At 66.0% G+C, this 24,181-nt stretch carries 25 protein-coding genes and 1 tRNA gene; 19 read left to right on the forward strand and 7 right to left on the reverse strand.

From position 1 onward, the window contains the following. Positions 1 to 23: 23 nt before the first annotated feature. On the reverse strand, positions 24 to 1,136 hold the full coding sequence (locus K7711_RS13855; RefSeq protein WP_222969520.1) for an acyl-CoA dehydrogenase family protein: 1,113 nt from the start codon (positions 1,134 to 1,136) through the stop codon (positions 24 to 26). A gap of 20 nt (positions 1,137 to 1,156) precedes the next feature. After that, positions 1,157 to 2,350, reverse strand: a complete 1,194-nt coding sequence (locus K7711_RS13860; RefSeq protein WP_040818007.1) for an acyl-CoA dehydrogenase family protein — start codon at positions 2,348 to 2,350, stop codon at positions 1,157 to 1,159. Positions 2,351 to 2,541: 191 nt separating this feature from the next. Here K7711_RS13860 and K7711_RS13865 point away from each other — a divergent pair, with 191 nt between their 5' ends. The 12 genes from K7711_RS13865 (at position 2,542) to K7711_RS13920 (ending at position 14,399) form a co-directional block, all read left to right on the forward strand. Next, entirely contained in the window at positions 2,542 to 2,730 is a 189-nt protein-coding gene (locus K7711_RS13865) for a ferredoxin (protein ID WP_040818010.1), read from the forward strand. A gap of 43 nt (positions 2,731 to 2,773) precedes the next feature. Continuing rightward, positions 2,774 to 3,679 carry a 3-oxoacyl-ACP reductase gene (locus tag K7711_RS13870; protein ID WP_222969522.1) on the forward strand — a complete coding sequence of 302 codons (906 nt, stop codon included), beginning with the start codon at positions 2,774 to 2,776 and terminating at the stop codon, positions 3,677 to 3,679. A 270-nt stretch (positions 3,680 to 3,949) separates the two neighbouring features. Next, positions 3,950 to 4,714 (forward strand): MlaE family ABC transporter permease, encoded by a 765-nt coding sequence (locus K7711_RS13875; protein WP_040818015.1) that lies wholly within the window; start codon positions 3,950 to 3,952, stop codon positions 4,712 to 4,714. Between the two features lie 9 nt (positions 4,715 to 4,723). Next, on the forward strand, positions 4,724 to 5,575 hold the full coding sequence (locus tag K7711_RS13880) for an MlaE family ABC transporter permease (RefSeq protein ID WP_222969525.1): 852 nt from the start codon (positions 4,724 to 4,726) through the stop codon (positions 5,573 to 5,575). Between the two features lie 5 nt (positions 5,576 to 5,580). Next, positions 5,581 to 6,804 carry an MCE family protein gene (locus K7711_RS13885; RefSeq protein ID WP_222969527.1) on the forward strand — a complete coding sequence of 408 codons (1,224 nt, stop codon included), beginning with the start codon at positions 5,581 to 5,583 and terminating at the stop codon, positions 6,802 to 6,804. Continuing rightward, positions 6,801 to 7,832, forward strand: a complete 1,032-nt coding sequence (locus K7711_RS13890) for an MCE family protein (protein WP_222969529.1) — start codon at positions 6,801 to 6,803, stop codon at positions 7,830 to 7,832. Before K7711_RS13885 ends, K7711_RS13890 begins: the two co-directional genes overlap by 4 nt. Next, positions 7,829 to 8,893, forward strand: a complete 1,065-nt coding sequence (locus K7711_RS13895; protein WP_222969531.1) for an MCE family protein — start codon at positions 7,829 to 7,831, stop codon at positions 8,891 to 8,893. The genes K7711_RS13890 and K7711_RS13895 overlap by 4 nt, the downstream gene beginning before the upstream one ends. Continuing rightward, positions 8,890 to 10,179: an MCE family protein gene (locus tag K7711_RS13900; RefSeq protein ID WP_222969532.1), complete on the forward strand. Its 1,290-nt coding sequence runs from the start codon at positions 8,890 to 8,892 to the stop codon at positions 10,177 to 10,179. Before K7711_RS13895 ends, K7711_RS13900 begins: the two co-directional genes overlap by 4 nt. Next, entirely contained in the window at positions 10,179 to 11,417 is a 1,239-nt protein-coding gene (locus K7711_RS13905; protein ID WP_222969534.1) for an MCE family protein, read from the forward strand. Before K7711_RS13900 ends, K7711_RS13905 begins: the two co-directional genes overlap by 1 nt. After that, positions 11,414 to 12,838, forward strand: a complete 1,425-nt coding sequence (locus tag K7711_RS13910; protein WP_222969536.1) for an MCE family protein — start codon at positions 11,414 to 11,416, stop codon at positions 12,836 to 12,838. Before K7711_RS13905 ends, K7711_RS13910 begins: the two co-directional genes overlap by 4 nt. Continuing rightward, on the forward strand, positions 12,835 to 13,908 hold the full coding sequence (locus tag K7711_RS13915; protein WP_222969538.1) for an Rv1363c family protein: 1,074 nt from the start codon (positions 12,835 to 12,837) through the stop codon (positions 13,906 to 13,908). Before K7711_RS13910 ends, K7711_RS13915 begins: the two co-directional genes overlap by 4 nt. After that, positions 13,905 to 14,399, forward strand: coding sequence for an Rv1363c family protein (locus K7711_RS13920; protein ID WP_222969540.1), 495 nt, complete (start codon positions 13,905 to 13,907; stop codon positions 14,397 to 14,399). Before K7711_RS13915 ends, K7711_RS13920 begins: the two co-directional genes overlap by 4 nt. Before the next feature lie 22 nt (positions 14,400 to 14,421). On the opposite strand, the gene K7711_RS13925 is transcribed toward K7711_RS13920, so the two are convergent. Continuing rightward, positions 14,422 to 15,954 carry an alpha,alpha-trehalose-phosphate synthase (UDP-forming) gene (locus tag K7711_RS13925; RefSeq protein ID WP_443678094.1) on the reverse strand — a complete coding sequence of 511 codons (1,533 nt, stop codon included), beginning with the start codon at positions 15,952 to 15,954 and terminating at the stop codon, positions 14,422 to 14,424. A 78-nt stretch (positions 15,955 to 16,032) separates the two neighbouring features. Beyond that, positions 16,033 to 16,200 (reverse strand): hypothetical protein, encoded by a 168-nt coding sequence (locus K7711_RS13930; RefSeq protein WP_169541807.1) that lies wholly within the window; start codon positions 16,198 to 16,200, stop codon positions 16,033 to 16,035. A 200-nt stretch (positions 16,201 to 16,400) separates the two neighbouring features. Between K7711_RS13930 and K7711_RS13935 the strand changes: the two genes are divergently transcribed. From K7711_RS13935 to K7711_RS13945, 3 genes are all read left to right on the forward strand, one after another. Next, the gene (locus K7711_RS13935; protein ID WP_040818038.1) at positions 16,401 to 17,234 is read left to right on the forward strand and encodes an alpha/beta fold hydrolase; all 834 of its coding nucleotides are present in this window, start codon (positions 16,401 to 16,403) and stop codon (positions 17,232 to 17,234) included. A gap of 147 nt (positions 17,235 to 17,381) precedes the next feature. Beyond that, complete coding sequence (locus K7711_RS13940) at positions 17,382 to 17,624, forward strand: MbtH family protein (protein WP_040818041.1); 243 nt, start codon at positions 17,382 to 17,384, stop codon at positions 17,622 to 17,624. A 144-nt stretch (positions 17,625 to 17,768) separates the two neighbouring features. Continuing rightward, a tRNA-Thr gene (locus K7711_RS13945) sits at positions 17,769 to 17,840 on the forward strand. An 11-nt stretch (positions 17,841 to 17,851) separates the two neighbouring features. On the opposite strand, the gene K7711_RS13950 is transcribed toward K7711_RS13945, so the two are convergent. Next, a complete protein-coding gene (locus tag K7711_RS13950) occupies positions 17,852 to 18,628 on the reverse strand; it encodes an SDR family NAD(P)-dependent oxidoreductase (RefSeq protein WP_222969545.1) in 777 nt (258 codons plus the stop codon). Positions 18,629 to 18,714: 86 nt separating this feature from the next. Between K7711_RS13950 and K7711_RS13955 the strand changes: the two genes are divergently transcribed. Then, entirely contained in the window at positions 18,715 to 19,566 is an 852-nt protein-coding gene (locus K7711_RS13955) for a helix-turn-helix transcriptional regulator (protein ID WP_222969547.1), read from the forward strand. A gap of 14 nt (positions 19,567 to 19,580) precedes the next feature. Here K7711_RS13955 and K7711_RS13960 read toward each other — a convergent pair whose 3' ends face one another. Further along, the gene (locus K7711_RS13960) at positions 19,581 to 20,378 is read right to left on the reverse strand and encodes an SAM-dependent methyltransferase (RefSeq protein WP_222969549.1); all 798 of its coding nucleotides are present in this window, start codon (positions 20,376 to 20,378) and stop codon (positions 19,581 to 19,583) included. A gap of 335 nt (positions 20,379 to 20,713) precedes the next feature. Here K7711_RS13960 and K7711_RS13965 point away from each other — a divergent pair, with 335 nt between their 5' ends. From K7711_RS13965 to K7711_RS13975, 3 genes are all read left to right on the forward strand, one after another. Continuing rightward, positions 20,714 to 21,340, forward strand: coding sequence for a DUF8020 domain-containing protein (locus tag K7711_RS13965; protein ID WP_222969551.1), 627 nt, complete (start codon positions 20,714 to 20,716; stop codon positions 21,338 to 21,340). A 155-nt stretch (positions 21,341 to 21,495) separates the two neighbouring features. Continuing rightward, positions 21,496 to 22,233: a response regulator transcription factor gene (locus K7711_RS13970; RefSeq protein WP_040818141.1), complete on the forward strand. Its 738-nt coding sequence runs from the start codon at positions 21,496 to 21,498 to the stop codon at positions 22,231 to 22,233. 76 nt (positions 22,234 to 22,309) lie between these two features. Then, positions 22,310 to 23,740 (forward strand): sensor histidine kinase, encoded by a 1,431-nt coding sequence (locus tag K7711_RS13975; RefSeq protein WP_222969554.1) that lies wholly within the window; start codon positions 22,310 to 22,312, stop codon positions 23,738 to 23,740. Between the two features lie 6 nt (positions 23,741 to 23,746). Here the strand turns inward: K7711_RS13975 and K7711_RS13980 are convergent, their stop codons facing one another. Continuing rightward, the gene (locus K7711_RS13980; RefSeq protein WP_222969556.1) at positions 23,747 to 24,172 is read right to left on the reverse strand and encodes an HIT family protein; all 426 of its coding nucleotides are present in this window, start codon (positions 24,170 to 24,172) and stop codon (positions 23,747 to 23,749) included. Positions 24,173 to 24,181: the final 9 nt, after the last annotated feature.

Here is a 24,181-nt window from a genome sequence, read left to right on the forward strand (position 1 = left end):
CTGACGGCGAGAGAGGTTGCGCGTCAGTGTGATTCGGCCAGTTGCGCGCCGAGGGCGCGGAGGTGGTCGGTGGCGCCGCCGAGCGCGAATTCGTTGTGCTTGGCGGCGGTGAAGAACTGGTTGACGATGTGGTCGCGGTCGATGCCGACGCCGCCGTGGACGTGCACGACGGTGTGCGACACGCGATGCCCGGCCTCGGCGGCCCAGAACTTGGCGGTGTGGATCTCCGCGGCGGCGGGCAGGTTCTCCGATACGCACCAAGCGGCCTGCTGGACAGCCAGGCGGATGCCCTGGACGTCGATGTAGCTGTCCGCCAGACGCTGTGCCACGGCCTGGAAGCCGCCGATCTTGCGGTTGAACTGCTCGCGTTCGCGGGCGTAGTCGGCGACCAGCTCGAGCCCCTTCTCCACCACACCCAGCTGGTGTGCGGACAGACCCAGCCAGGCCCGGTGCAGCAGCCAGTCCAGGATCTGCGCGCCCTGCTCGACGGTGCCGACCAATTCCGCCGGGGTGCCGGAGAACTCGATCTCGGCCTCGGGCGTGCGGTCGGTGACGATCTGATCGGTGATCCGCACGGATGCGTCGGCCGGATCGACCAGGAATACCGCTGCCTGTCCGGACACGGTGGCGGGCACCAGAATTCGTGACGCCTGCCGCGCGAACGGCACGGTGATCTTCAGTCCGGTGATCCGCCAGCCGGCGCCCTCCTGCGCGGCGGTGGTGACCGGCTTGGCCGGCTCCCAGTTGCGCTCCTCGCTCAGTGCGACGGTGAGAATCGTTGCGCCCGAAGCGGCTTCGGCCGCCAGTGCGCGCTGAGCCTGGGAGCCGAACTCCGCCAGCGCCCCCGCGCCCAGCACGATCGACCACAGATACGGCACCGGCGCCACCGAACGCCCGAGTTCACGCAGGACGGCGGTCTGCTCCAGGATGCCGAAACCGCCGCCGCTCACGGACTCCGGCAGCGCCGCGGCCAGCACGCCGGTCTCTGCCAGCGAGTTCCACAGCGGCTCGTCGAAGCGCGCGTTGTCCGAATTCTTGTCCAGTTCACGCAGCCGATCGGCGGTGACCAATTTGCCGGTCACCTCGGCGGTGAGCCGGGCCAGATCCTGCTGCGCTTCGGTGAGGGTGAAATCCATTGTGTTTCCTAGCTTTCCGTTCAGCGCGCAGCGGCGGGCTGCTTCAGGGCGGTCATGGCGATGATGTCGCGCTGCACCTCGTTGGTGCCGCCGCCGAAGGTGAGGATCAGGCAGGCGCGATGCATGCGCTCGAGGCGGCCGAGCAACTGCGCGCCGGCCGAACCCTGGCGCAGATAGGCCTGCGGGCCGAGCACCTCCATCAGCGTGCGGTACGCCTCGGTGGCCAGTTCGGTGCCGAGCACCTTGCAGGTGGAGGCGTTCCACGGCTTGGGCGCGGAGTCGCCGCCCGCGTCCGCACCGGACGCGATCTCCCAGTTCAGCAACTTGAGGTATTCGACCTTCGCATGCACCCGGGCCAGATTCAGCTGCACCCATTCGCTGTCGATCACGCGACCGCCGTTGGAGTCCTTGTTGTTCTTGGCCCAATCGACGGTCTGGGCCAGCGCCAACTGCAGGGAGGCGGCCGAGGTCAGCGCGACGCGCTCGTGGTTGAGCTGGTTGGTGACCAGTGACCAGCCGCCGTTCTCCGGGCCCACCATGCTGGTGTGCGGGATGCGGACGTCCTGGTAGTAGGTGGCGCTGGTGTCCGGACCGGCCATCGTGTGCACCGGCGTCCAGGAGAAGCCCTCGGCGGTGGTCGGCATGATGAACATGCTGATGCCCTTGTGCTTCTTGGCATTCGGATCGGTGCGCGCGGCCAGCCAGACGTAGTCGGCGTACTGGATCAGGCTCGTCCACATCTTCTGCCCGTTGACGATCCAGTCGTCGCCGTCGCGCACCGCGCTGGTGCGCAGCGAGGCCAGGTCGGTGCCCGCGCCCGGTTCGGAGTAGCCGATGGAGAAGTGCAGCTCACCTGCGGCGATCTTGGGCAGGAAGAACTTCTTCTGCTCCTCGGTGCCGTAGTGCATGATCGTCGGCGCGACCGAGTTGATGGTCAGGAACGGCACCGGTGCGCCGGCGATGGCGGCCTCGTCGGTGAAGATCAGCTGGTCCATCGTGGAACGGTCCTGGCCGCCGTACTCCTTCGGCCAGCTCAGCGTGAGCCAGCCGTCGTGACCCATCTGCTGGACCACTTCGCGGTAGACGTTGCCCTGACCGTATTCGCCGGTCTGCGAGGACAGTGCCTCGCGCCGCTCCGGGGTGATCAGCGTGGCGAAATAATCGCGCAATTCCGCGCGTAGCTGTTCCTGCTGCGGGGTATACGCAATCCGCATGGCGGTAACCTCGTCGTTCCTCTGGGTAGCCGGCTCGTTCGATAGCCAGCCGACATGGACTGGGCGGTTGTCCCGATCATTGCACAACTACTGAAACATGTTCCAGTATGGACCCGAAACCGAGCCGCTTCCGCCTCGTTGGCCGAGGTGGGCTTGTAGGCTCGTGCTATCAGTGACAAAGGAGTTGTCAAATGAAGGTCAGTGTGGATTTCGACCAGTGCGAGGCCAACGGCATCTGTGTCGGATACGCCCCCGACGTGTTCGAACTCGATGACGAGGACAACCTGCACGTCACCTCGGGCGATGTGCCGGACGATCAGCTCGACGACGTGAAGACGGCGGTCGCGCAGTGCCCGAAGGCGGCATTGAAGCTCGTCTGAACCGATGCTTGCCGTTAACTGGAACACGTTCTAGAGTCACCGTGTGAGCGAATCTGAAATCAGCTTGTCCGGACGGGTGGCCATTGTGACGGGCGCCGGTGCCGGGCTGGGGCGGGCGGATGCGCTCGCCCTGGCCGCTGCCGGAGCGTCGATCGTCGTCAATGATCTTGTCGAGAACGACGCTGTGTCGGCCACCCTCGCCGATATTCGCGCGCTGGGCGCCAAGGCTGAATTCGTCGCCGGGAGTATTGCCGATCGTGCCACCGCCGATGCGTTGATAAGCACCGCGGACGAGACGTTCGGCAGTGTGGACATCGTGGTGAACAACGCCGGAATTGTCCGTGACGGAATGCTTTTCAATCTCACCGATGACGACTGGGATTCGGTTCTGGCTGTTCATCTGCGCGGACATTTCCTGTTGTCCCGCAATGCCGCCGCATACTGGCGCGGCAAATCCAAAGCGGCCGGCGCGCCGATCTACGGCCGTTTGATCAACACCTCGTCCGAGGCCGGTCTGCTCGGCCCGGCCGGGCAGCCGAACTATGGCGCCGCCAAGGCCGGAATCACGGCGCTGACCTTGTCCGCGGCTCGCGGCCTGGAGCGATACGGCGTGCGCGCCAACGCAATCTGCCCTCGCGCGCGCACCTCGATGACCGAGAAGGTCTTCTCCGATGCGCCCGAGGACGGCGTCGATCCGCTCTCGCCCGATCACGTCGGACGATTGGTCGCCTATCTCGCCTCGCCCGCCGCGGACGCGGTGAACGGCCAGGTATTCGTCGTCTACGGCCCGATGGTCGCACTGATGGCCGCGCCGGAAGTCGAGCAGCGTTTCGATGCCGCGGGTGCGGAATGGTCGCCCGAGGATCTGGCCGACACGCTCGGTGGATATTTTGCCGAACGCCCGGCGGGGCGTACGTTTTCGGCGTCATCGTTGCACGAACTCGGCTAGTAGCGAACAGCTACCGACCACGTTGTTGATCACCGGTCCACCACTTGGTAGACATGAGGATCGACGGTGTGGGGCGACTCACACAGTTTCTCCTTACGCCGTATGAACAAGTTCTAACTTCCGATCACCGTTCGGTAGGAAAGGGCAGTTCAATATCGCCAAACGGTGCTCGACAACAGAGTGAACGTGTTCTAATCTTCCAGACTGACGGCCGGTTGAGACCGCCGTCACAAGCTCGACGTGCATGGCATGGCAAGGAGGGAATCGGGAATGAACGAGGTTCTTGCCGTGCCGTTGCGAGCGGTCGGCGGGTTCTTCGAACTCACCGCTGCGGTGGCCAAGGCAACCGTGCGGCCGCCCTTTCAGCGTCGTGAATTCGTCGACCAGGCGTGGTTCATAGCGCGAGTTTCGATCCTGCCGACCCTGCTGGTCGCCATCCCGTTCACCGTGCTGGTGAGCTTCACGCTCAACATCCTGCTGCGCGAGATCGGCGCGGCCGACCTGTCCGGCGCCGGCGCCGCGTTCGGCACCGTCACCCAGGTCGGCCCGATCGTGACGGTGCTGATCGTGGCGGGCGCGGGCGCCACCGCGATCTGCGCGGATCTGGGCGCACGCACCATTCGCGAGGAGATCGACGCGATGAAGGTGCTGGGCATCGACCCCATCCACCGACTCGTCGTCCCGCGCGTGCTGGCCTCGATGTTCGTCGCGGCGCTGCTGAACGGCCTGGTCTGCCTGATCGGCATCGGCGGCGGCTTCCTGTTCTCGGTCTTCCTGCAAGGCGTGAATCCGGGCGCGTTCGTCAACGGGATCACCCTGCTGACGCACCTGCCCGAACTGGTCATCGCGGAGGTCAAGGCGACATTGTTCGGCCTGGCGGCCGGGCTGATGGCCTGCTATCTGGGCCTGAACGTGCGCGGCGGGCCCAAGAGCGTCGGTGACGCGGTGAATCAGACGGTGGTGTTCTCCTTCATGGTCCTTTTCGTTTTGAACGTGGTGGTCACCGCGGTCGGCATCAAGTTCACGGTCCGGTGAGGTGAATCCATGGCCTTCGTGATCCACGCCCGCTTCCCGCGTACTGTTCGACGAGTGCGCCGCATGTCCGACTCGCTCGACAGTGTCGGACGCCACGCACTGTTCTATGCCGAATCGCTGCGCGCGGTGCCCAAGGCGCTGGTCAGCTATCGCACCGAAACCATCCGGTTGATCGCCGAAATCAGCATGGGCACGGGCGCATTGGCCGTCATCGGCGGCACGGTCGTCATCGTGGGCTTCCTGACGCTGTTCGCCGGCGGCACCATCGCGGTGCAGGGCTACAGCTCACTGGGCAACATCGGCGTCGAGGCGCTGACCGGATTCTTCGCGGCCTTCCTCAACGTTCGCATTGCGGCGCCGGTGATTTCGGGTATCGGCCTGGCGGCGACCATCGGCGCGGGCGCGACCGCGCAGCTGGGCGCGATGCGCGTCGCGGAGGAGATCGACGCACTCGAGTCGATGGCGATCCGCCCGGTGCCGTTCCTGGTCGGCACCCGGGTGCTGGCCGGGATGATCGCGATCGTCCCGCTGTACGCGCTGGCGGTGATCGCCTCGTTCGTCGCGAGTCGCTTTGCGACCGTGGTGATCTACGGGCAGTCGGCCGGTGTGTACGACCACTACTTCTCGACCTTCCTGATTCCCAGCGACATCCTGTGGTCGTTCGTGCAAGCGATCGTCATGGCGTTGGCGGTCATGATGATTCACACCTATTACGGCTACCACGCGACCGGCGGACCGGTCGGTGTCGGCATCGCGGTCGGTAACGCGGTGCGCACCTCACTGGTGGCAGTGGTGACGGTGACCCTGCTGGTCTCGCTGGCCATCTACGGCACCTCCGGCAATTTCCATCTCTCCGGGTAGGCGGTATGGCGAGAAATACACTTGTCGAAAAAGACGGTGCCGGAAGGGTGTTCGGCGCGGGCTGGGGCGTCAAGCTGGCGGGCCTGGGCTTGGTGCTGAGCCTGGTGGCGATCGTCGCGCTCGCGCTGACCATGTTCGCGGGCGGCTTCCAGAGCACCGAGCCGGTCTATGTGGACTCGCCGCGTGCGGGTCTGGTCATGGACAAGGACGCCAAGGTCAAGATGCGCGGTGTGGACATCGGCACGGTCAAGGCCATCTCGTACACCGGCAACAGCGCGCGGCTGAAGCTGGCGATCGACCCCGATCAGCTGAAGCTGGTTCCGGCCAATGCGGGCGTGGACATCCGCTCGACCACGGTGTTCGGCGCGAAGTACGTGAATTTCACTGTGCCGCAGAACCCTTCGTCCGATCATCTGCAGGAGGGCGCGACCCTGAGCGCGACGCAGGTGACCGTCGAATTCAACACGCTGTTCCAGCACCTGACCGACGTGCTGAGCAAGGTCTCGCCGGAGAAGCTGAACGCCACGCTGACCGCGCTGGGCACCGCACTGCAGGGCCGCGGCGACGAACTCGGGCAGTTGCTGGCCAACAGTGATCAGTATCTGAAGGACATCAATCCGAGCATGCCGGATCTGCAGAGCGATCTGCGCACCAGCGTCCCGGTGACGAATCTGTACAGCGACGTCGTACCGGATCTGCTGCACACCACCGACAACGTGGCGGTGACGAGCAAGACGCTGGTCGATCGCAAGACCGATCTGGACGCGGTGCTGCTGAATCTCACGGGCCTGGTGAACACCACCGAGCCGATCCTGAAGCAGAACCAGAAGTCGCTGGTGACCGCGCTGGATCTGCTGCAGCCCACGACCGCGCTGCTGAGCGAGTACAGCCCCGCGCTCTACTGCATGGTGGTCGGCGTCGCCAACGCGGTGCCGGTGGCCAATGAGGTCTTCGGCGGCCTGGGCCCCTATGTGACGCTCAACGCGAGCTTCATGCCCGGCGGCACCCCGTACAAGTATCCGAAGGATCTCCCGAAGGTGAACGCCACCGGCGGTCCGCGCTGCGACAACATCCTCGATCGCAAACCCGGCAGCCACTCCAACTACCTGGTCACCGACACCTCGCAGGGTGAGGTGTGGACGCCGTCGCTGAGTTCGCATCTGAACGATCCGAACACCAGCGTCTTCCAGCTGCTGTTCGCCGGAATGCCGGGGGTGCCGAAGCCGTGAGATTCAAACCACGGGCCGTCTCGGTCAAACTGTCCATCTTCACGCTGGTGATGGTGCTGGTGCTGGCCCTGCTCGCGGTCATCTTCAGCCAGATGCGCTTCGCCAGCGAGACCGGATATCACGCGGTGTTCACCAGTTCCTCGGGCATGCTGCCGGGATCCAAGGTGCGCATCGCCGGTGTGCCGGTCGGCTCGGTCAAGCGGGTCTACGTGGGCGGGGATCACCTCGCGCACGTCGACTTCGAGGTCGATCACCAGTACCACCTCTACGACAGCACGCAGGCCGCGGTCCGCTACGAGAACCTCGTCGGCGACCGGTATCTGGAACTCATGGACGGTCCGGGCACCGCGAAGCGGATGTCCGAGGGCGGCACGATCGGCACCGACCGGACCAAACCCGCCCTCGATCTGGACATGCTGCTCGGCGGAATCAAACCGCTGCTGCGCGGCCTGGATCCGGCGCAAGTCAACGATCTGACCAACGCGCTGCTGCAGGTATTCCAGGGACAGGGCGGCACGCTGGTGGCCCTGCTGAACAGCTCCGGCTCGTTCGCCAAGACCCTGGCCGACCGGGACGCGCTGATCGGCAGCGTCATCAACAACCTCAACACGGTGCTGTCCACCATCGACACCAAGAACAAGGATTTCGACGCCACGCTGACCGAACTACAGCGTCTGATCAGCGGCCTGGCCGCGGACCGCGACCAGATCGGCGAGGCGCTGCCGCGCCTGGCCGGGGCGACGGGTGATCTGACCGGTCTGCTGCGGCAGGCCCGGCCCGATCTGAAGAACGACTTCGATCAGCTGGGCCGGTTGTCGGGGAATCTCAACGACCGCACCGACGACGTGCAGTGGGTGCTGGACCGGCTGCCGGAGACCTACAAGAAACTCGTGCGGCTCGGTTCCTACGGCTCGTTCCTGAACATGTACGTCTGTGGGACGAACTTCCTGATCGACGGCCCCGACGGCAAGCCCATGCATGTCAACCTGCCCGGTTTGCAGACGACCGGAAGGTGCTCGACGCAGTGAAAGAAAAACGCTCACCACTGATCGACATCGGCATCGTCGGTGTGGTCCTCGCGGTCGCCATCTCGTTGTCCGCCTTGCAGTTCCAGCGCCTGCCCTTCGTGCGCAGCGGTGCCGAGTTCAGCGCGTACTTCGCCGATGCGGGCGGCCTGCTGCCCGGTGATCAGGTCCAGGTGGCCGGGGTGCGCTCGGGACAGGTCGAGTCCGTCACCCTGGCCGGGGCGAAGGTGAAGGTCCGGTTCAGCCTGGACGAGGCGATCGTGCTGGGCCGCAAGACATCCGCGGCGATCAAGACCAACACCGTGCTGGGCCGCAAATCGCTCGAGGTGGTCCCCACCGGTGACGGTGTGTTGCGCCGCGACGACATCATCCCGCTGTCCCGCACCACCTCGCCGTACTCGCTCAACGACGCACTCGGCGATCTGGCCTCGACCGTGCAGGGACTGGACACCGATCAGGTCAACAAGACCCTGGACACTCTCTCGGCGGCGTTCGACAAGACGCCGGGACCGCTGCGTTCGGCCCTGGACGGCGTCACCGCGCTCTCGCGCAGCCTGAACACGCGCGACAAGGCCCTGACCGAACTGCTCTCGCACGCGCAGAACGTCACCAAGGTGCTCTCGGATCGCGCGAACCAGATCAACACGCTGCTGCTGAGCGGCAACGATCTGCTCGGCGAACTGAACGCCCGGCGCACCGCGCTGAGTCAGCTGATCCAGTACGTCAACGGGCTGGCCCAGCAGCTCACCGGATTCGTGCAGGAGAACGAGGCATCGCTCAAACCCGATCTGGACAACCTGAATTCGCTGCTGGCCCTGCTGCAGAAGAACAAGGACCAGCTCGGCAAGGCCCTGGACGCGCTCGGCCCCTACGCCGGTGCGCTCGGTGAACAGGTCGGCAGCGGCCCGTACTTCCAGGCATACGTCTCGAACGCGACGAGTATGACGCTGCAACCGCTGGTCGACGCGCTGGTCTGGCCGCAGCACGTGCCGCAGTCGTTCCAGAACTACATCAACCACCCGCCGCTGAATGTCGGTCCCTCCATCCAGGAGCCTCCGCGATGAACGCTCTACTGAAGATGCGCAAGGTGCCCCGCTGGGTGCGCATCGTCGCCGCGGTGCTGGTCGTCGCACTGGCCGGTTGGATCGGCTACGGCGCGGTCACCAATATCGGCAAGACCCACATCACCGCGTACTTCCCGTCCACGACCGGCATCTACAACGGTGACGGGGTGGAGATCCTCGGGGTGAAGGTCGGCAAGATCAATTCGATCGAACCGGGCAAGGACAACGTCAAGGTGACGATGACCGTCGACCGCGGCGTGGACATCCCCGCGGACGCGAAGGCGGTGATCATCGCTCCGTCGCTGGTCTCGGCGCGATTCATCCAGCTGGCCCCGGCCTACACCGGCGGCCCGAAGATGCACGACAACGCGACCATTCCGATCGAGCGCACCGCCGTCCCGGTGGAGTGGGACGACATCAAGGCCGAGCTGACCAAGCTGTCCAAGGCGCTGGGACCGATCGGCCAGGACAAGCAGGGTTCGTTCGGCCGGTTCGTGGACACCGCCTCGGACAACCTCGCCAACGGCAACGCGCAGGCGTTCCGGGACACGTTGAAGGAGCTGTCCAGCACGCTGAGCACGTTGTCGGATGGGCGAACCGACCTGTTCGGGACGATCAAGAATCTGCAGCAGTTCGTGGACGTGCTGTCCAAGAGCAACGATCAGATCGTCCAGTTCGGCGGGCGACTGGCCTCGGTGTCCTCGGTGCTGAACAACGTCTCCGGCGATCTCGGTGCGGGACTGGACAATCTGGATACCGCGGTGGCCGATGTGCAGCGGTTCCTCAACGAGCGCGGTCCGGCGCTGACCGACAGCGTGCAGCGCCTGGCCGACGTCACCCAGCTGCTGGTGGACAAGAAGTCCGACATCGAGCGGGTGCTGCATTCGGGTCCGACCGCGCTGGCGAACTTCTATCAGATCTACAAGCCGGCTCAGGGCACGCTGACCGGCGCGGTCGTGGGCACCAACTTCGCCAACCCGTTCGCCTTCCTGTGCGGTGCGGTGGAAGGTCTGCAATCCGATGATTCGGACAAGACCGCGGCGCTGTGCAAGCAGTACATCGCACCGGTCATCCAGTCGCTGATGATGAATTACCCTCCGGTGCTGTTGAATCCGGCATCCGGACAGGGCGCGTTCCCGAGTCAGCTGACCTACAGCACGCCGGATCTGGCCAAGCGGGTGAACACCAACCCCGACGGCGCGCCCGCCGCGGCGCCGGTGGCCACACCTCCGGTCGTGGTCCCCAAGGGCATTGCCGGACTTCTGCTTCCGGGAGGTGGGCACTGATGGGATGGGGCAACGCACGTAAGCGGCTCGCAGGTGCGGCGATCGGACTGGTTCTGGCACTGGGCGTCACCGGCTGTCAATGGGACGGGCTGAACACCCTGCCGATGCCGGGTGCGGCCGGAACGGGCGAAGGCTCGTGGCAGGTGCGCATCCAGATGCCGAATGTCACCACCCTGACCCGCAATTCGCCGGTCATGGTGAAGGACGTCACGGTCGGCACGGTCACCAACATCGAGGTGCAGGGGTGGCACGCACTGGTCACCGTCAGCCTCGATCGGGGAGTTCAGTTGCCCGCCAACGCGATCGCGAAGATCGGGCAGACCAGTCTGCTGGGCAGTAATCATGTCGAACTGGCTCCGCCGTCGTCGAATCCGCAGGGCCGGTTGCAGAACGGCGATGTGATCCCGCTCGATCGCGCCGGTGACTATCCGACCACCGAGCAGACGCTGTCCTCGCTGTCGGTGGTGCTCAACGGCGGCGGCATCTCGCAGCTCGAGACCATCACCCACGAGCTGGATGCGACGTTCCACGGGCGCACCGATTCGATCCGGGATCTGTTGCCGCAGTTGAAACAGCTGACCGGCACGCTGGATCAGCAGACCCAGGACATCATCGCCGCGACGAGCGGGCTGGACCGCGTCTCGGGTGTGCTGGCCCAGCAGAAGGACCAGGTCACCACCGCGATCACCAAGATCCACCCGGCGCTGACCGTGCTGGCGGATCGTCGGCAGAACATCACCAAAACCCTTGTGGCACTCGGAAATCTGAGTGACGTCGTACAGCAGATCATCCAGCAGGGCGGGGAGAGCCTGAAGGCGGACCTGGCCAATCTCGGTCCGGCGCTGAAGTCGCTGTCCGACACCGGCGGGAAGCTGGCCGATTCGCTGCAGATCCTGCTCACCTTCCCGTTCCCGATGAAGAATCTGGACAAGGCGCTCAAGGGCGACTACCTGAATCTGCTGATGACGGTGGATCTGACCGGCGCGCGCATCGATTCGAACTTCCTCACCGGAACTCCGCTGGGCGGGCGATTCGGCGGCGTCGAGGGTGCACTGGGCACCATCGCCCCGCAGACCGCGCAGGGTAAGGGCGATCCGGTGCACGGACCGCTGCAGACCCAGCCCAAACCGGCCACTCCCGCGCCTACGCCGAGTATTCCCGGGCTGCCCTCGATTCCGGGACTGCCCGCCATTCCGGGGATCACCGTTCCCGGCCCGTCGCAAGGAGCCGGCCGGTGAAACTCACCAAGTTCGTCCGCACCCAGCTGGTCATCTTCGCACTGCTGACCGTGGTCGGCCTGGTGGTCATGGCCGGAAGCTACGTGCATCTGCCCGCCATGTTCGGTATCGGCCGGTACGGGGTGACGGTGAAGCTGGTCGCGACCGGCGGGCTGTATCCGACCGCCAACGTCGCCTACCGCGGCACCAATATCGGCAAGGTCGACAGCGTGCGGCTGACACCGCACGGGGTGGACGCGAAACTGTCCATCCAGAGCGGTTACAAGGTGCCCAGCGATGTCGATGCGTACGTCAAGAGCGTCTCGGCGATCGGTGAGCAGTACGTCGATCTGGTGCCCGCCGAGAATCCGAAGGGCGGCAATCTGTCCGACGGCGCGGTGATCCCGGAGGATCGCACCAAACTGCCGCAGGACGTCGGCGCGATGCTCGATCAGGCCGACCGGCTGCTGTCCAGCGTCGCGGACACCAAGTTGCGCGAGCTGATCGACGACGCGTTCACCGCGTTCAACGGTGCGGGACCGGATCTGCAGAAGTTCATCGACTCCGCCTCGCTGCTGGTGCAGGAAGCGCAGAAGAACACCGGGCCGACCAAGGATCTGCTGAAGAAGATCGGCCCGCTGCTGAACACACAGAACCGTTCCGCGGACTCGATCCGCACCTGGACCCATGATCTGGTCGCGGTCACCGATCAGCTGCGCCAGCACGATCCGTCGCTGAACCAGCTGCTGCAGCGCACTCCGGCCGCGGCGCAGCAGGTCAGCCAGACCTTCCAGGACCTGCAGCCCACGCTGCCGATCCTGCTGTCGAACCTGGTCAGCACCGGGCAGGTCGCGGTGACGTATCACGCCGGTCTGGAACAGATCCTGGTGATCTATCCGCAGATGATCTCGGCGCTGCTGACCGTCGTGCGCGGGCCCGCGCAGTACGGCGCGATGGTCGACTTCATGCTCGGCCTGAACGATCCGCCCGGCTGCATCACCGGCTTCCTGCCGCCGAGTCAGCGTCGCTCGCCCGCGCAGACCGACACTCCGGACACTCCGGGCAATCTGTACTGCAAGGTTCCGCAGAACGCCAAGGAGGCCGTGCGCGGTATTCGCAACACGCCGTGCCAGGACATTCCGGGTAAGCGCGCCCCGACCCCGGAGCTGTGCCACGATCCGCGCGGTTACGTGCCCGAGGGCAACAACCCGCCGTTCGGTGCGCCGCAGCCGGTGGACAATTCCGGTGCGCCGCTGCCGAATCCGGCCGCGAAGCCGGGAGCGGTACATCCGGCCTCGTTCGAGAACAGGAGTTACGACCCGGCAACCGGAACCTTCACCGGACCCGACGGACGCACCTATCGGGAGGGGGACGTCAAGCCCGGTGGCTCGGGCACGGTACCGTCCGGGTGGCAGGCGATGCTCGAGGAGCAGCAACAATGAGCGAAACCACACCACCAACACCACCTACATCGGGACGAGTCCGGCGGCGTGCGAGTCGCCAGGCCGGTCCCGTCGGCGAACAGGCGAACACCGGTGCGGCGACCGTCGTCCCCACCGCGAGCAGTCCCGCCTCGGGCGCCGCGCAGGCATCGGCGGTCACCGATACCACGGTGAAGGCGGACTCCGTTCCGATGGACGCGGAGCCCGGGTCGGAGGTCTCGGCGGCGGGGAAGGCCGCCGGGCCGGTCAGCGACGGCGATGTCACGCCCACGGTTGCCAGTGAGTCGTCGGCGAAAACTGATGCGGTCGACGGCGATTCGACTGTGAAGCTCGGTACGGCCGACGCGGATTCGACTGTGAAGCTCGGCACGGCCGACGCGGATTCGACCGTGAAGCTCGGTACGGCCGACGTGGATTCGACCGTGAAACTCGGCACCGCCGACGCGGATTCGACCGTGAAGCTGGGCAAAGCCGTCTCCGGGGTTCGGCCGGGCGCTTCCGGCGCGGATCCCGTCGACGAGCCCATCGACGCGTCCGACACCGAAGGTGAACTCGTCTCGGAGAAGGACGGGTTCTGGCGCTCGATGCGGCCGATCGAATGGGTGGCCGCCGTGGTCGCGGTCGTCTCGCTGCTGGCATTGGTCGGTGGTGGCGGGGTGTACTTCTACCACCAGTCACACGCCGACGCGCTGGCCTCGCAGCGGACCGAATACATCCAGACCGCCAAAGAAGCCATCCTGAACCTCACCAATATCAAGGACGACACCGCCACGCAGGACATCGACCGCGTGCTGTCGGTGGCCTCGGGTGATCTGAAGGCCGAGTACACCCAGCGCAAGGACGCCTACGCGCAGGTCGTCAAGGAGGCGAAGGTCAAGGCCAGCGGCGAGGTGATCGAGGCCGCGATCGAGAGTCAGAACGACGATTCGGCCAAGGTGCTCATCGCGGCCAAGCAGACCCTCACCAATGCGGGCGATTCGCAGCCGCAGGACCGGTACTACCGGTTCCGGGTGACCGTGAACCGCGGTGACGGCGGCGTCACCGCGTCGAAGGTGGAGTTCGTGGCATGACATCGCGAGGAAATCGTCTTCCGATCCTGGCCGCCGTCGCGGCCGTACTGCTGGTCGCGGCCGTGGCCGTCGGAGTGTTCACCGGAATCCGGTTCTGGAACGACCGGCAGGCCGAACAGGCGCGCAGCGCCTCGGTCGACGCCGCGCGGCACGCGGTGTCGGCGATGTTCACCTACGACTTCAACAACGTCGACACCCAGCTGCCCAAGGCCGCCGACGCGTTGACCCCCTCCTTCAAGAGCGACTACCTGAAACTGGTCGATCAGGCCATCGCGCCGGGGGCCAAGCAGAAGCAGCTCACGGTGCAGGCCACCACGCAGGCGGCCGGCGTCGTGTCCGCCGACCGCTCGCACGCGGTGGTGCTGCTGTACCTGAACCAGGTGACGACCAGTAAGGATTCACCGCAGGGCACGGTCACCCCGAGCCGGGTGCGGGTGTCGCTGGACAACGACGGCGGTCACTGGCTCGTCGGGCAGGTCACCCCGATCTGAGGTCGCTGGGCGAAAGCCGTTGCTAGCGGCCGGGATCCAGGTCCGCGTCCGACAGCAGTGCGCTGCCCGCGACCTGTCCCTGAGCCAGTGCGTCGAGAAACGCTCTGGCCCAACGGTCCACATCGTGCGCCAGGACCTGGCGGCGCAGCGCGCGCATGCGGCGGCGCCGGGTTTCGGGATTGTCGGTGAGCGCGGCCATGATGGCGTCCTCGACGCTGTCCAGGTCGTGCGGGTTGCACAGGTATGCCTGGCGCAATTCGGCTGCGGCTCCGGTGAATTCGCTCAGCACCAGCGCGCCGTTGAGACCGCTGTGGCTGGCCACGTACTCCTTGGCGACCAGATTCATACCGTCGCGCAACGGGGTCACCAGCATGGCGTCGGCGACGACGAAGAAGGCGAGCAGTTCCTCGCGCGGAATCGGCCGGTGCAGATAGTGCACGACCGGGTAACCGACGCGGGCGAATTCGCCGTTGATGCGGCCGACCTGGCGTTCGATGTCGCCGCGCATCTGGATGTAGCTCTGCACCCGCTCGCGGCTGGGCGTGGCCAACTGCACCATCACCGTATCGGCCGGATCGACTCGGCCCTCGCGCAACAGCTCCTCGAGCGCGGCCAGGCGGATATCGATGCCCTTGGTGTAGTCGAGCCGATCCACGCCCAGCAGAATGTGTTTCGGGTTGCCGAGTTCGGCGCGGATCTGTGCGGCCCGCTCGCGCACCGAACGTCGCCGGGACTGCTCGTCGAGTTCGGCGGAGGCGATCGAGATCGGGAACGCGCCGACCCGTACCGTGCGGAAACCCACCTGCACCACACCGAGTTTCGAGCGCACGCCGACGGTGCCGCGGGAAGTCGGTTGTCCGGCAAGGCGTTTGGCCAGATACAGGAAATTCTGCGCCCCGCCGGGTAAGTGGAAGCCGATCAGGTCCGAGCCCAGCAGACCCTCGATGATCTCGGTCCGCCACGGCATCTGCATGAACAGTTCCACCGGCGGGAACGGGATGTGCAGGAAGAAGCCGATCGTGACATCGGGGCGAAGCATCCGGAGCATCTTGGGCACCAGTTGCAGTTGATAGTCCTGCACCCAGACGGTGGCGCCCTCGGCGGCCACCTTCGCGGTGTACTCCGCAAAACGCCGGTTGACCTCGACGTATGCGCTCCACCAGTGCCGCCGGTACTCCGGCCGCACGATCACGTCGTGATACAGCGGCCACAGGGTGCCGTTGGAGAATCCCTCGTAGTAGTCCGAGACCTCGGTGGCGGTGAGCGGCACCGGATGCAGTTCCAGGCCGTCTTCGACGATCGGGTCCAGGTCCACGTCGGGGACTCCGGCCCAGCCCACCCAGGCGCCATTGTTGTTGCGCAGCACCGGTTCCAGAGCGGTGACCAGTCCGCCGGGACTGCGCTTCCAGCGGGTGGTGCCGTCGGGGAGCTGTTGCAGATCCACCGGCAGGCGGTTGGCGACCACGACGAATCCGGAACCCGCGCCGTGTCGAGCTGTCGCGGGAGATTGGGCCCCCGCGTCCGATCTTCGCTGATCCGACGGGTATGCGCTCATCTGGTCCATTACTGGAACCTCCGGTTTGCCGCGGGCCGGGAGAGCCCTGTGGAGTTGTAGTCGTGCGGGTCGGGGCTGTTATTCGCCCCGGCCGCCGGGAGCGATGCCGAGCATGGACAGCAGCATCCGGCATTCGTCCGCATCTTCAGCGTAGGCGGCGACGACCCGCTGGGCCTGTCGAGCAGTCTCGTCGGCGAGCGGCTCCAGATCGTCGTCCGCGATGTCGTTGGCGCCCTTCGCGGCCATCCTCGTGTCCTCTCGTCTATGGGTTGGGTTCTCACGGTTGCGAGATGTCAATGGTATCGGTCGTTGAAATGGGGGCGGTTCGGTCGGTCCATACCGGGTATGAACGTGACATCCGCAGCAACCCTGAAACGGGGAGGTTCGGGTCGGCTATACCTTTGGGAAGACAGTACGAAGTGTAGACAGAAAGGGTTTTGAACATCATGCCGTTGGCCACGGTGAACGGAATCGCACTGAACTATCAGGTGAAGGGGGACAAGGCCAAGGGCAGCGATATCAAGGGCGCCGCCCCGCTGGTCGTCCTGGTCATGGGGACCGGAAGTCCGGGGCGGGTGTGGGAGTTGCACCAGGTTCCCGCACTGGTCGCGGCCGGATATCGGGTGTGCACTTTCGACAACCGCGGCATCGCCCCGTCCTACGAGGCCGCGAACGGGATGACCATCGAGGACCTGGTCGGCGATACCGCCGCGCTGATCGAACTCCTGGACGAGGGCCCGGTGCTGCTGGCCGGGACGTCGATGGGTGCGCGGGTCGCACAGGAACTCGCGCTGGCCCGTCCCGATCTGGTGCGCAAGGCGGTGTTCCTGGCCGGTCACGGGCGGTTGGATCAGTTCCAGAAGACCCTGTCGCTCGGTGAGCACGAACTCGATGCCAGCGGGGTGAAGCTGCCGCCGAAGTACGAGGCCGCGCTGACCGCTGTGATGAATCTTTCACCGGCGACCCTGGCCGAGGTCAACGCGGCGCGGGACTGGCTGGACCTGTTCGAGTTCACCGGCGGTCCGGTCGCACCCGGAATCCGGGCGCAGCGCGCGATGGACCACGATTTCGACCGGTTGCAGGCCTACCGCGGTATCAAGGTGCCGTGCCTGTCGGTCGGGTTCGCCGACGACCGGATGATCCCGCCGTATCTGGCCCGCGAGGTCGCGCAGGTCATCCCCGCCGCGCGGTACCAGGAGATTCCGGACGCCGGGCACTACGGCTATCTGGAACGTCCCGACGCGGTCAACAAGGTGCTGCTGGAGTTCTTCGCCGGCTGAGGCGATCCGCCCGAGGAGGTAACGCCCCGACGGTAACGCCGCTCTTGCTAGGGTCGACATTACGTATGGGGGTCGCTCTGGCGGCCGTCAGTGTTTCGTACCCATAGCGCGTCCCAACACACACAGCGCCAGTATCAGTGAGGTGAGATGAGCACCAACCCCTTCGATGACGAAGACGGCCGCTTCTTCGTTCTGGTCAACGACGAGGAGCAGCATTCCCTCTGGCCGGCATTCGCGGAGGTTCCTGCCGGTTGGCGAGTCGTGTTCGGTGAGGACAGCCGGGCTGCCTGCGTCGAGTACGTCGAGAAGAACTGGACCGATATGCGTCCCAAGAGCCTGCGCGATGCGATGGCCGCCGACGATGCGGCCCGGCAGTCCAGCCAGTCCTGATCGCAACCGCTCGATACCGCGTGGGCACGACGAACCGGCGACCGCATGCCACCCTCATGCGGTCGCCCGGATCTCCCCATCCCCGGTGACCACGCCTTTTCTCCCCCGGCCATCCTCCCGGTTATGATGGCTCCGCTTTTCCCCGCCTCCTTAGCTCAGTGGTAGAGCACTCGCCTTGTAAGCGAAAGGTCGTCAGTTCAATCCTGACAGGGGGCTCTTTTTTATTTTCAGGCTCCTGCGCCGCCGTCCACGGGGATTATGGCGCCGGTGATCATGGCGGCTCGGTCGCTCAGGAGCCAGGCGGCCGGTTCGGCTACTTCGTGGGGAGTTGCCATGCGGCCCAGGGGGATTGATGCGGATATCTGGTCGATGATGCCGGGGGTTGCGGATTCCCAGGCGTCGATCATTTCGGTGGCGGTGCCGCCGGGGGTGAGGGCGTTGACTCGGATGTTGTCGGGGGCCCAGGTGACGGCGGCGGTTTCGGTGATGCTGTTGAGGGCGCGTTTCATGGCTCCGTAGGCGGGCAGGGCCGGGTTCGCGCGACGGCTGCCGATGCTGGAGGTGTTGACGATCGCGCCGCCGCCGGTGCGGCGCATGAGGGCTGCCTCGGCGGTCATGGCGGTCCAGTGGGCGCGGAAGTTCACGGCGAACTGTTCGTCGATGTCGGCGTCGCTGGTGGTGTCGAGGGGGCCGGGCTGCTGGATTGTCGCGGCGTTGTTGAATGCGCCGTCGAGGCGGCCGTGCAGCTCTTCGATCCGGTCGAGTGCGGCGTGGATGGTGGCGCGGTCGGCGAGATCCACGGTCACCGCGTCCGCGATGCCGCCGTCGGCACGGATCTCGGTGACGAGGTTCTCCAGGGCGTCGGTACTGCGGGCGGCGAGGACGACGGCCGCGCCCTCCGTGGCGAACAGGCGGGCCGCGGCCGCCCCGATGCCGCGGCTTGCGCCGGTGATGAAGACGACCTTGCCGGTCAGCAGGCCGAGGGTTGCGATGTCGTTGGTCATGGCCACAGTGTCGGGTCGGTTCGGGAACCGGATTCAGGTACAGGTGGTACCAGGATCCGCCGCCGCGCAGCGGGCACACTCGGGGTATGGACAGACATGAGCTCGGGGCATTCCTGCGCAGTCGCCGCGAGCGGCTGCGGCCGCAGGATGTCGGTCTGCCGTCGGGGTCGCGGCGACGTACGCCGGGGCTGCGGCGCGAGGAGGTCGCGGTGCTGGCGCACATCTCCACCGAGTACTACGTGCGGCTCGAGCAGGGACGCGCACCGCGGCCGTCGAGTGAGGTGCTCGCCGGGATCGCGGGCGCGCTGCGGCTCACCGACGCCGAATCCGATCATCTGCACGTGCTCGCGGGCAGTGCGCCGAACCGGACCGGACGGCATCGTCGCGACGTCCGGCCGAGCATCCTCGCGTTGCTCGAAAGGTTGCCGCAGACAGCGGCTTTCGTGATATCCGCCATCTTCGAGGTGCTCGCGTGGAACGACCTCGCGGTCGCGCTCATGGAGGATTTCGGCCGACTCGACGAGCGTGATCGCAACCTCGCGCGTCGCGCCTTCCTCGGGTCCACGGTCGGTGAGACGCCGCCGTACGGCATCTCCGACGCGGCCGAATTCCGGCACCACGTGGTGATGGCGCTGCGCTCCACCCTCGCGCGCTATCCGTCCGATCCGGCGGTGATCGAACTTGTCGACGAACTACGTTCCGGCAGTTCGGAATTCGACCGGCTGTGGGAGCGTCACGACGTGCAGGCCGCACCGATGCTCAGCAAGACCTTCGATCATCCGGCCCTAGGGGAGATCACCGTCGACTGCGACTCCCTCGCACTCGTCGACCGAGACCAGAACCTCGTGCTCTACAGCGCACCACCCGGATCGCGCGGCGCGGAGGCGCTGGCACTGCTGAACGTCCTCGGGACCGAGGTCGACGACTACCGGCGGTAGCCCCGCGAGAAGTCTCAGCTCTTGCGAGCGACGCCCGCCCAGCAACCCGCCTCGGCGTCCCGCCACTCGGGCAGCTCGGACCGGGGCCGCCAGCGATGCACGCCCACCACGCCGGGGTCCAGGAGTTCGTAGCCGTCGAAGAGGCGGGTGACCTCGTCGCGATTGCGGTTCTGGGCATGCACGCCGCTGGCGCGATAGGTGGCCAGGGCGCGGCGCATCGTCTCCGGGTCGAAATCGGCGGTGATATGCGAGATCACCAGGTATGAGCCGGGGGCCATCGCGTTCATCAAGGTGTCGACGATCCCGCGCGGGTCCTGTTCGTCGCGGATGAAATGCAGCACGGCGATCAGGCTGACGGCGACCGGTTCCTCGAGATTCAGGGTTTCGGCGAAGGCCGGTGCGGACAGGATGGCGTGCGGATCGGTGGCGTCGGCGTCGATGTAGGCGACCTTGCCCTCGGCGGTACTGGCCATCAGCGCGTGCGCGTAGGCCAGGACCAGCGGATCGTTGTCCACGTACACCACGCGGGCGGCGGGATTCAGTTCTTGGGCGGTCTGGTGCAGATTCGGTTCGGTCGGAATGCCGGTACCGATGTCGAGGAACTGCCGGATCCCGAGATCGCTCAGCGCCCGCACCGCGCGGGTCATGAAGTCGCGGTTGTGGTGGACGCCGGAGGCGACGGTCGGCCACACCTCGAGAATCTTGGCCGCGGCCTCACGGTCGACCTCGTAATTGTCCTTGCCGCCCAGGAAGAAGTCGTAGATGCGAGCGCTGCTGGGTTTGGTGGGATCCACGACCCGGTTGTCCGTCATCCTCGATCTCCTAGTCGACAGGTCTCGCTACGGAAGAGTCAATATCCAGCGGGCGCAAAGTAATTCGCATGATAATACGTCGCCGGTCGGGGCGTGCGGGGAACGGCCCGGGTCGCTGCCGGTATCCACCCTCGAGTGTGCGCCGGGTGGCGAGCGTTCCGCGGCGATGTGGCGCCCCGCTCCCGGCGTCGGACAATTTCCGGCAATCGCATCGCTATTCCCTTCCGTGGGAAGAATTCTCGGGCACGGAAAAAGCATGCGACAGATCAACGCCGGTCCTCTAGCGTCTCCTGCGCGCACCCATTCGGGGCAAGTCAATGGGAGGAATCGAAGTAATGAAGTTCGGAAAGATCAGTGCTGTCGTATTCATGGCGATCGCGGCCACCGGAATCGCGGCGGCAACCGCCAACGGACAGCCCGCCGTGGCGACGCAGCAGCAGCCCGCACCGGCCGCCGCGGTGAGTAATGCGACCTCCGGCGTGGACCACGGAGTCGCTTATCACACAACGGTTTCCAGGACCGACCGGGCCATCACCACCACCGTTCAGAACGGTAAATTCGAGGTCGCCGGTAATGGTCACGTGGTGCTGCATTCCGCGGACGGCACGACATTGGCCGATGTGCCGCAGACCTATCAGCTCGGCGGGCGTTCCCTCGCCATCGCCCGCACCATCGCCGCGGACGGCAAAACCCTCACGGTGACGCCGAAGCCGACCGCCGAAGATGTCGCGGTATTGAAGAACATCGCCTACGAACACCTCCGGGACGAGGTCATGAAGAACGGCGTCGGCATCATTCTCGGCGTGCTCGTCGGCGGATTCGTCGGCGCGCTGCTCGGGTTCGGCTTCCTGTCCCTGATCACCGCGCCCATCGGCTGGGTCGTCGGCGGCATCGCCGGTGGATACCTCGAGGGCGGACAGGAATTCCTCGACGCCGTCCAGGGCGCGGCCAGCGGTCGCTGAATCGGCCCACATCCGTGAGCGTGTCGCCGGTCCGGCTCGGACCGGCGGCATTGCTGCCGCTCGCGGCGGGTTCCGAGCGATGCCCTAGAGCCTTCCCAGGAAACTCCCAGGCAACGTTCAGCGGGTTCCGCACTCCGCGAGGGACGATGTCCCCCATGAATGGTGTGCCAGCGGACCGGGCGCCCGAGGCCAGGATTCTGGTCGTCGACGATGAGCCCATGATCGTCGAACTGCTGTCGGTGAGCCTGCGCTACCAGGGGTTCGAGGTGACTTCGGCGGTCAATGGGGCCGAGGGCCTGGACAAGGCCAAGACCTTCCGGCCCGACGCGCTCATCGTCGATGTGATGATGCCGGGAATGGACGGGTTCGGCCTGCTGCGGCGGCTGCGTGCCGACGGCATCGAGGCGCCGGTACTGTTCCTGACCGCCCGCGACGAGGTGGAGGACAAGGTCACCGGCCTGACTCTCGGCGCCGACGATTACGTCACCAAACCTTTCAGCCTGGAAGAGGTCGTCGCGCGATTGCGCGTGATTCTGCGACGCTCCGGCCATGCGGTGGAGGAACGCAAATCCTCGCGAATCCGATTCGAGGACATCGAACTGGACGACGATACGCACGAGGTGTGGAAGTCGGGGGAGCCGGTTTCACTGTCTCCGACCGAGTTCACCCTGCTGCGCTATTTCATGGTGAATGCGGGCACCGTCCTGAGTAAGCCGCGCATTCTCGATCACGTCTGGCGCTACGATTTCGGCGGCGAGGTCGGGGTGGTCGAGACCTATGTCTCCTATCTACGCAAGAAGGTGGACACCGGCCCGGATCAGTTGATTCACACGCTGCGCGGGGTCGGCTATGTCATGCGTTCGCCCAGTCGCAGGAATTCCCCCGCGAAATGAGTGTCCGCCGAACCGTTCGTCCCGGAGGTTCTCGGCCATAAACGACACTGCTTCGGCCGATAGGGAGAATACGGACATGGCTGGTGGCGTCGGGAGAGTTCGCACGGCAATCACGCAACGTCTGGCCGCGGTGCCGCTGCGGGTGACGTTGGTCGTCGCATTGGTGATTCTGGCGGGCCTGGGGCTGCTGATATCCGGTGTGGTGGTCACCTCGGTCATGCAACGTGTCGTGCTCGGCGGGGTGGACCGGCAACTGTTCGACGCCGCGCACATCTGGGCGCGCCCGGACGCGCACCTGCCCGGCCGCCTGCCGCCGATGTTCTATGTGCGGACGACGAATGCGCAGGGTGTGGTGGAGTTGCGTTCCGCGCCGTCCGCGCCGGTGCCCGATCTGCCGACCGATCTGGACAGTCATCCGCGCACGGTCGGCTCGGTCGGCAAACCGTCCGATCGCTGGCGGGCGCTGGAGGTCGTCCATCCTGACGGCGTCAGCGTGGTCGCGGTCCATTTGGATCAGGGCAAGAACATCGTCGATCGTCTGGTGGGCCTGCAGATCGTGGTCGGGCTGGCGGTGCTGGCGGTCCTGGCCGCCGTCGCGCAACTGGTCATCCGGCGCAGTCTGCGACCGTTGCGCGAGGTGGAGAAGACCGCGTCCGCGATCGCCGGGGGTGATCTGCATCGGCGAGTTCCCGTGCGCGGCACCAGTACCGAGGTCGATCTGCTGTCGCAATCGTTGAACAGCATGCTCTCGCAGATCCAGCAGGCGTTCGCGGCCACCGAGGCATCGGAGGAGGCCGCGCGACGTTCCGAGGCCAAGATGCGCCGATTCGTCGCCGACGCGAGTCACGAATTGCGCACGCCGCTGACCACGATCCAGGGTTTCGCCGAGCTGTATCGGCAAGGGGCCGTGCCGGAATCGGAAATGCTGATGGACCGGATCGAGCGTGAGTCCAAGCGGATGAGTCTGCTGGTGGAGGATCTGCTGATGCTGGCGCGGCTGGACGCACAGCGTCCGCTCGAGCGTCGGCCGGTGGATCTGCTGGCCCTGGCCAGCGACACCGTGCACAATCTGCGCGCGGTCGACGCGACGCGGCACCCGGACGGTCCGCCGCGCCCCATCGACCTCGAAATCCGTTCCGGCGAGGGAACTCTGGAGGTCTCCGGGGACGAGGCCAGGTTGCGTCAGGTGCTGGGCAATCTGGCCGGCAACGCGCTCGTGCACACCGCGCAGGGCGCCTCGGTGACGGTGCGGCTGACTCCCGCCGAGCATGAGGTGCTGATGGAGGTCGTCGACACCGGTGCCGGCCTGCCGCCACAGGAGGCCGAGCGCATCTTCGAACGCTTCTACCGCACCGACACCTCACGCAGCCGCGACAGCGGCGGCACCGGTCTGGGGTTGTCCATCGTGCAGGCGCTGGTCGCCTCGCACGGCGGCACCGTGTCGGTGGACAGCACCCTCGGCGAGGGCACGACGTTCACGGTGCGGTTGCCGCGCGAGCCCGGCTGAGCGGGTTCAGTCCGGGACGTTGGCGCCGTAACCCAGCTCGCGCAGGGCCTGCTTGATCTTGCCCTGCGCCTCGTCGAGGGATTCCTTGCTGGGCTCGGGGTCGGCACCGGAGATGTTGAAATCGCCGAGTTCGAACGCCGGGAAGACGTGCAGATGCAGGTGCGGGACCTCGAGTCCGGCGATCAGCATGCCCGCCCGGGGCGCGCCCCACGCGGCGCGCACGGCCTTACCGATCTTCTGCGCCACCGCGTTGATCCGGGCGAACACCTCGGGGTCGAGGTCCTGCCACTGATCGATCTCCTGGCGCGGGACCACCAGCGTGTGCCCCTGGGTGATCGGGTTGATCGTGAGGAACGCGACGAATTCCTCGTCCTCCCAGACGAACCGTCCGGGCAGCTGACCGTTGATGATCGCGCTGAAAACAGAAGCCATGGTCAGCAT

The organism is Nocardia coffeae, from assembly GCF_019890715.1.
GTDB lineage: Bacteria > Actinomycetota > Actinomycetes > Mycobacteriales > Mycobacteriaceae > Nocardia > Nocardia jiangxiensis.

Bases quoted from the DNA above. Each gene is read 5' to 3' on its own strand.
- K7711_RS13855 (WP_222969520.1), bottom strand. From the start codon at position 1,136: ATGGATTTCACCCTCACCGAAGCGCAGCAGGATCTGGCCCGGCTCACC.
- K7711_RS13860 (WP_040818007.1), bottom strand. From the start codon at position 2,350: ATGCGGATTGCGTATACCCCGCAGCAGGAACAGCTACGCGCGGAATTG.
- K7711_RS13865 (WP_040818010.1), top strand. From the start codon at position 2,542: ATGAAGGTCAGTGTGGATTTCGACCAGTGCGAGGCCAACGGCATCTGT.
- K7711_RS13875 (WP_040818015.1), top strand. From the start codon at position 3,950: ATGAACGAGGTTCTTGCCGTGCCGTTGCGAGCGGTCGGCGGGTTCTTC.
- K7711_RS13880 (WP_222969525.1), top strand. From the start codon at position 4,724: ATGGCCTTCGTGATCCACGCCCGCTTCCCGCGTACTGTTCGACGAGTG.
- K7711_RS13885 (WP_222969527.1), top strand. From the start codon at position 5,581: ATGGCGAGAAATACACTTGTCGAAAAAGACGGTGCCGGAAGGGTGTTC.
- K7711_RS13900 (WP_222969532.1), top strand. From the start codon at position 8,890: ATGAACGCTCTACTGAAGATGCGCAAGGTGCCCCGCTGGGTGCGCATC.
- K7711_RS13905 (WP_222969534.1), top strand. From the start codon at position 10,179: ATGGGATGGGGCAACGCACGTAAGCGGCTCGCAGGTGCGGCGATCGGA.
- K7711_RS13915 (WP_222969538.1), top strand. From the start codon at position 12,835: ATGAGCGAAACCACACCACCAACACCACCTACATCGGGACGAGTCCGG.
- K7711_RS13920 (WP_222969540.1), top strand. From the start codon at position 13,905: ATGACATCGCGAGGAAATCGTCTTCCGATCCTGGCCGCCGTCGCGGCC.
- K7711_RS13925 (WP_443678094.1), bottom strand. From the start codon at position 15,954: ATGAGCGCATACCCGTCGGATCAGCGAAGATCGGACGCGGGGGCCCAA.
- K7711_RS13930 (WP_169541807.1), bottom strand. From the start codon at position 16,200: ATGGCCGCGAAGGGCGCCAACGACATCGCGGACGACGATCTGGAGCCG.
- K7711_RS13935 (WP_040818038.1), top strand. From the start codon at position 16,401: ATGCCGTTGGCCACGGTGAACGGAATCGCACTGAACTATCAGGTGAAG.
- K7711_RS13940 (WP_040818041.1), top strand. From the start codon at position 17,382: ATGAGCACCAACCCCTTCGATGACGAAGACGGCCGCTTCTTCGTTCTG.
- K7711_RS13950 (WP_222969545.1), bottom strand. From the start codon at position 18,628: ATGACCAACGACATCGCAACCCTCGGCCTGCTGACCGGCAAGGTCGTC.
- K7711_RS13955 (WP_222969547.1), top strand. From the start codon at position 18,715: ATGGACAGACATGAGCTCGGGGCATTCCTGCGCAGTCGCCGCGAGCGG.
- K7711_RS13960 (WP_222969549.1), bottom strand. From the start codon at position 20,378: ATGACGGACAACCGGGTCGTGGATCCCACCAAACCCAGCAGCGCTCGC.
- K7711_RS13965 (WP_222969551.1), top strand. From the start codon at position 20,714: ATGAAGTTCGGAAAGATCAGTGCTGTCGTATTCATGGCGATCGCGGCC.
- K7711_RS13970 (WP_040818141.1), top strand. From the start codon at position 21,496: ATGAATGGTGTGCCAGCGGACCGGGCGCCCGAGGCCAGGATTCTGGTC.
- K7711_RS13975 (WP_222969554.1), top strand. From the start codon at position 22,310: ATGGCTGGTGGCGTCGGGAGAGTTCGCACGGCAATCACGCAACGTCTG.
- K7711_RS13980 (WP_222969556.1), bottom strand. From the start codon at position 24,172: ATGGCTTCTGTTTTCAGCGCGATCATCAACGGTCAGCTGCCCGGACGG.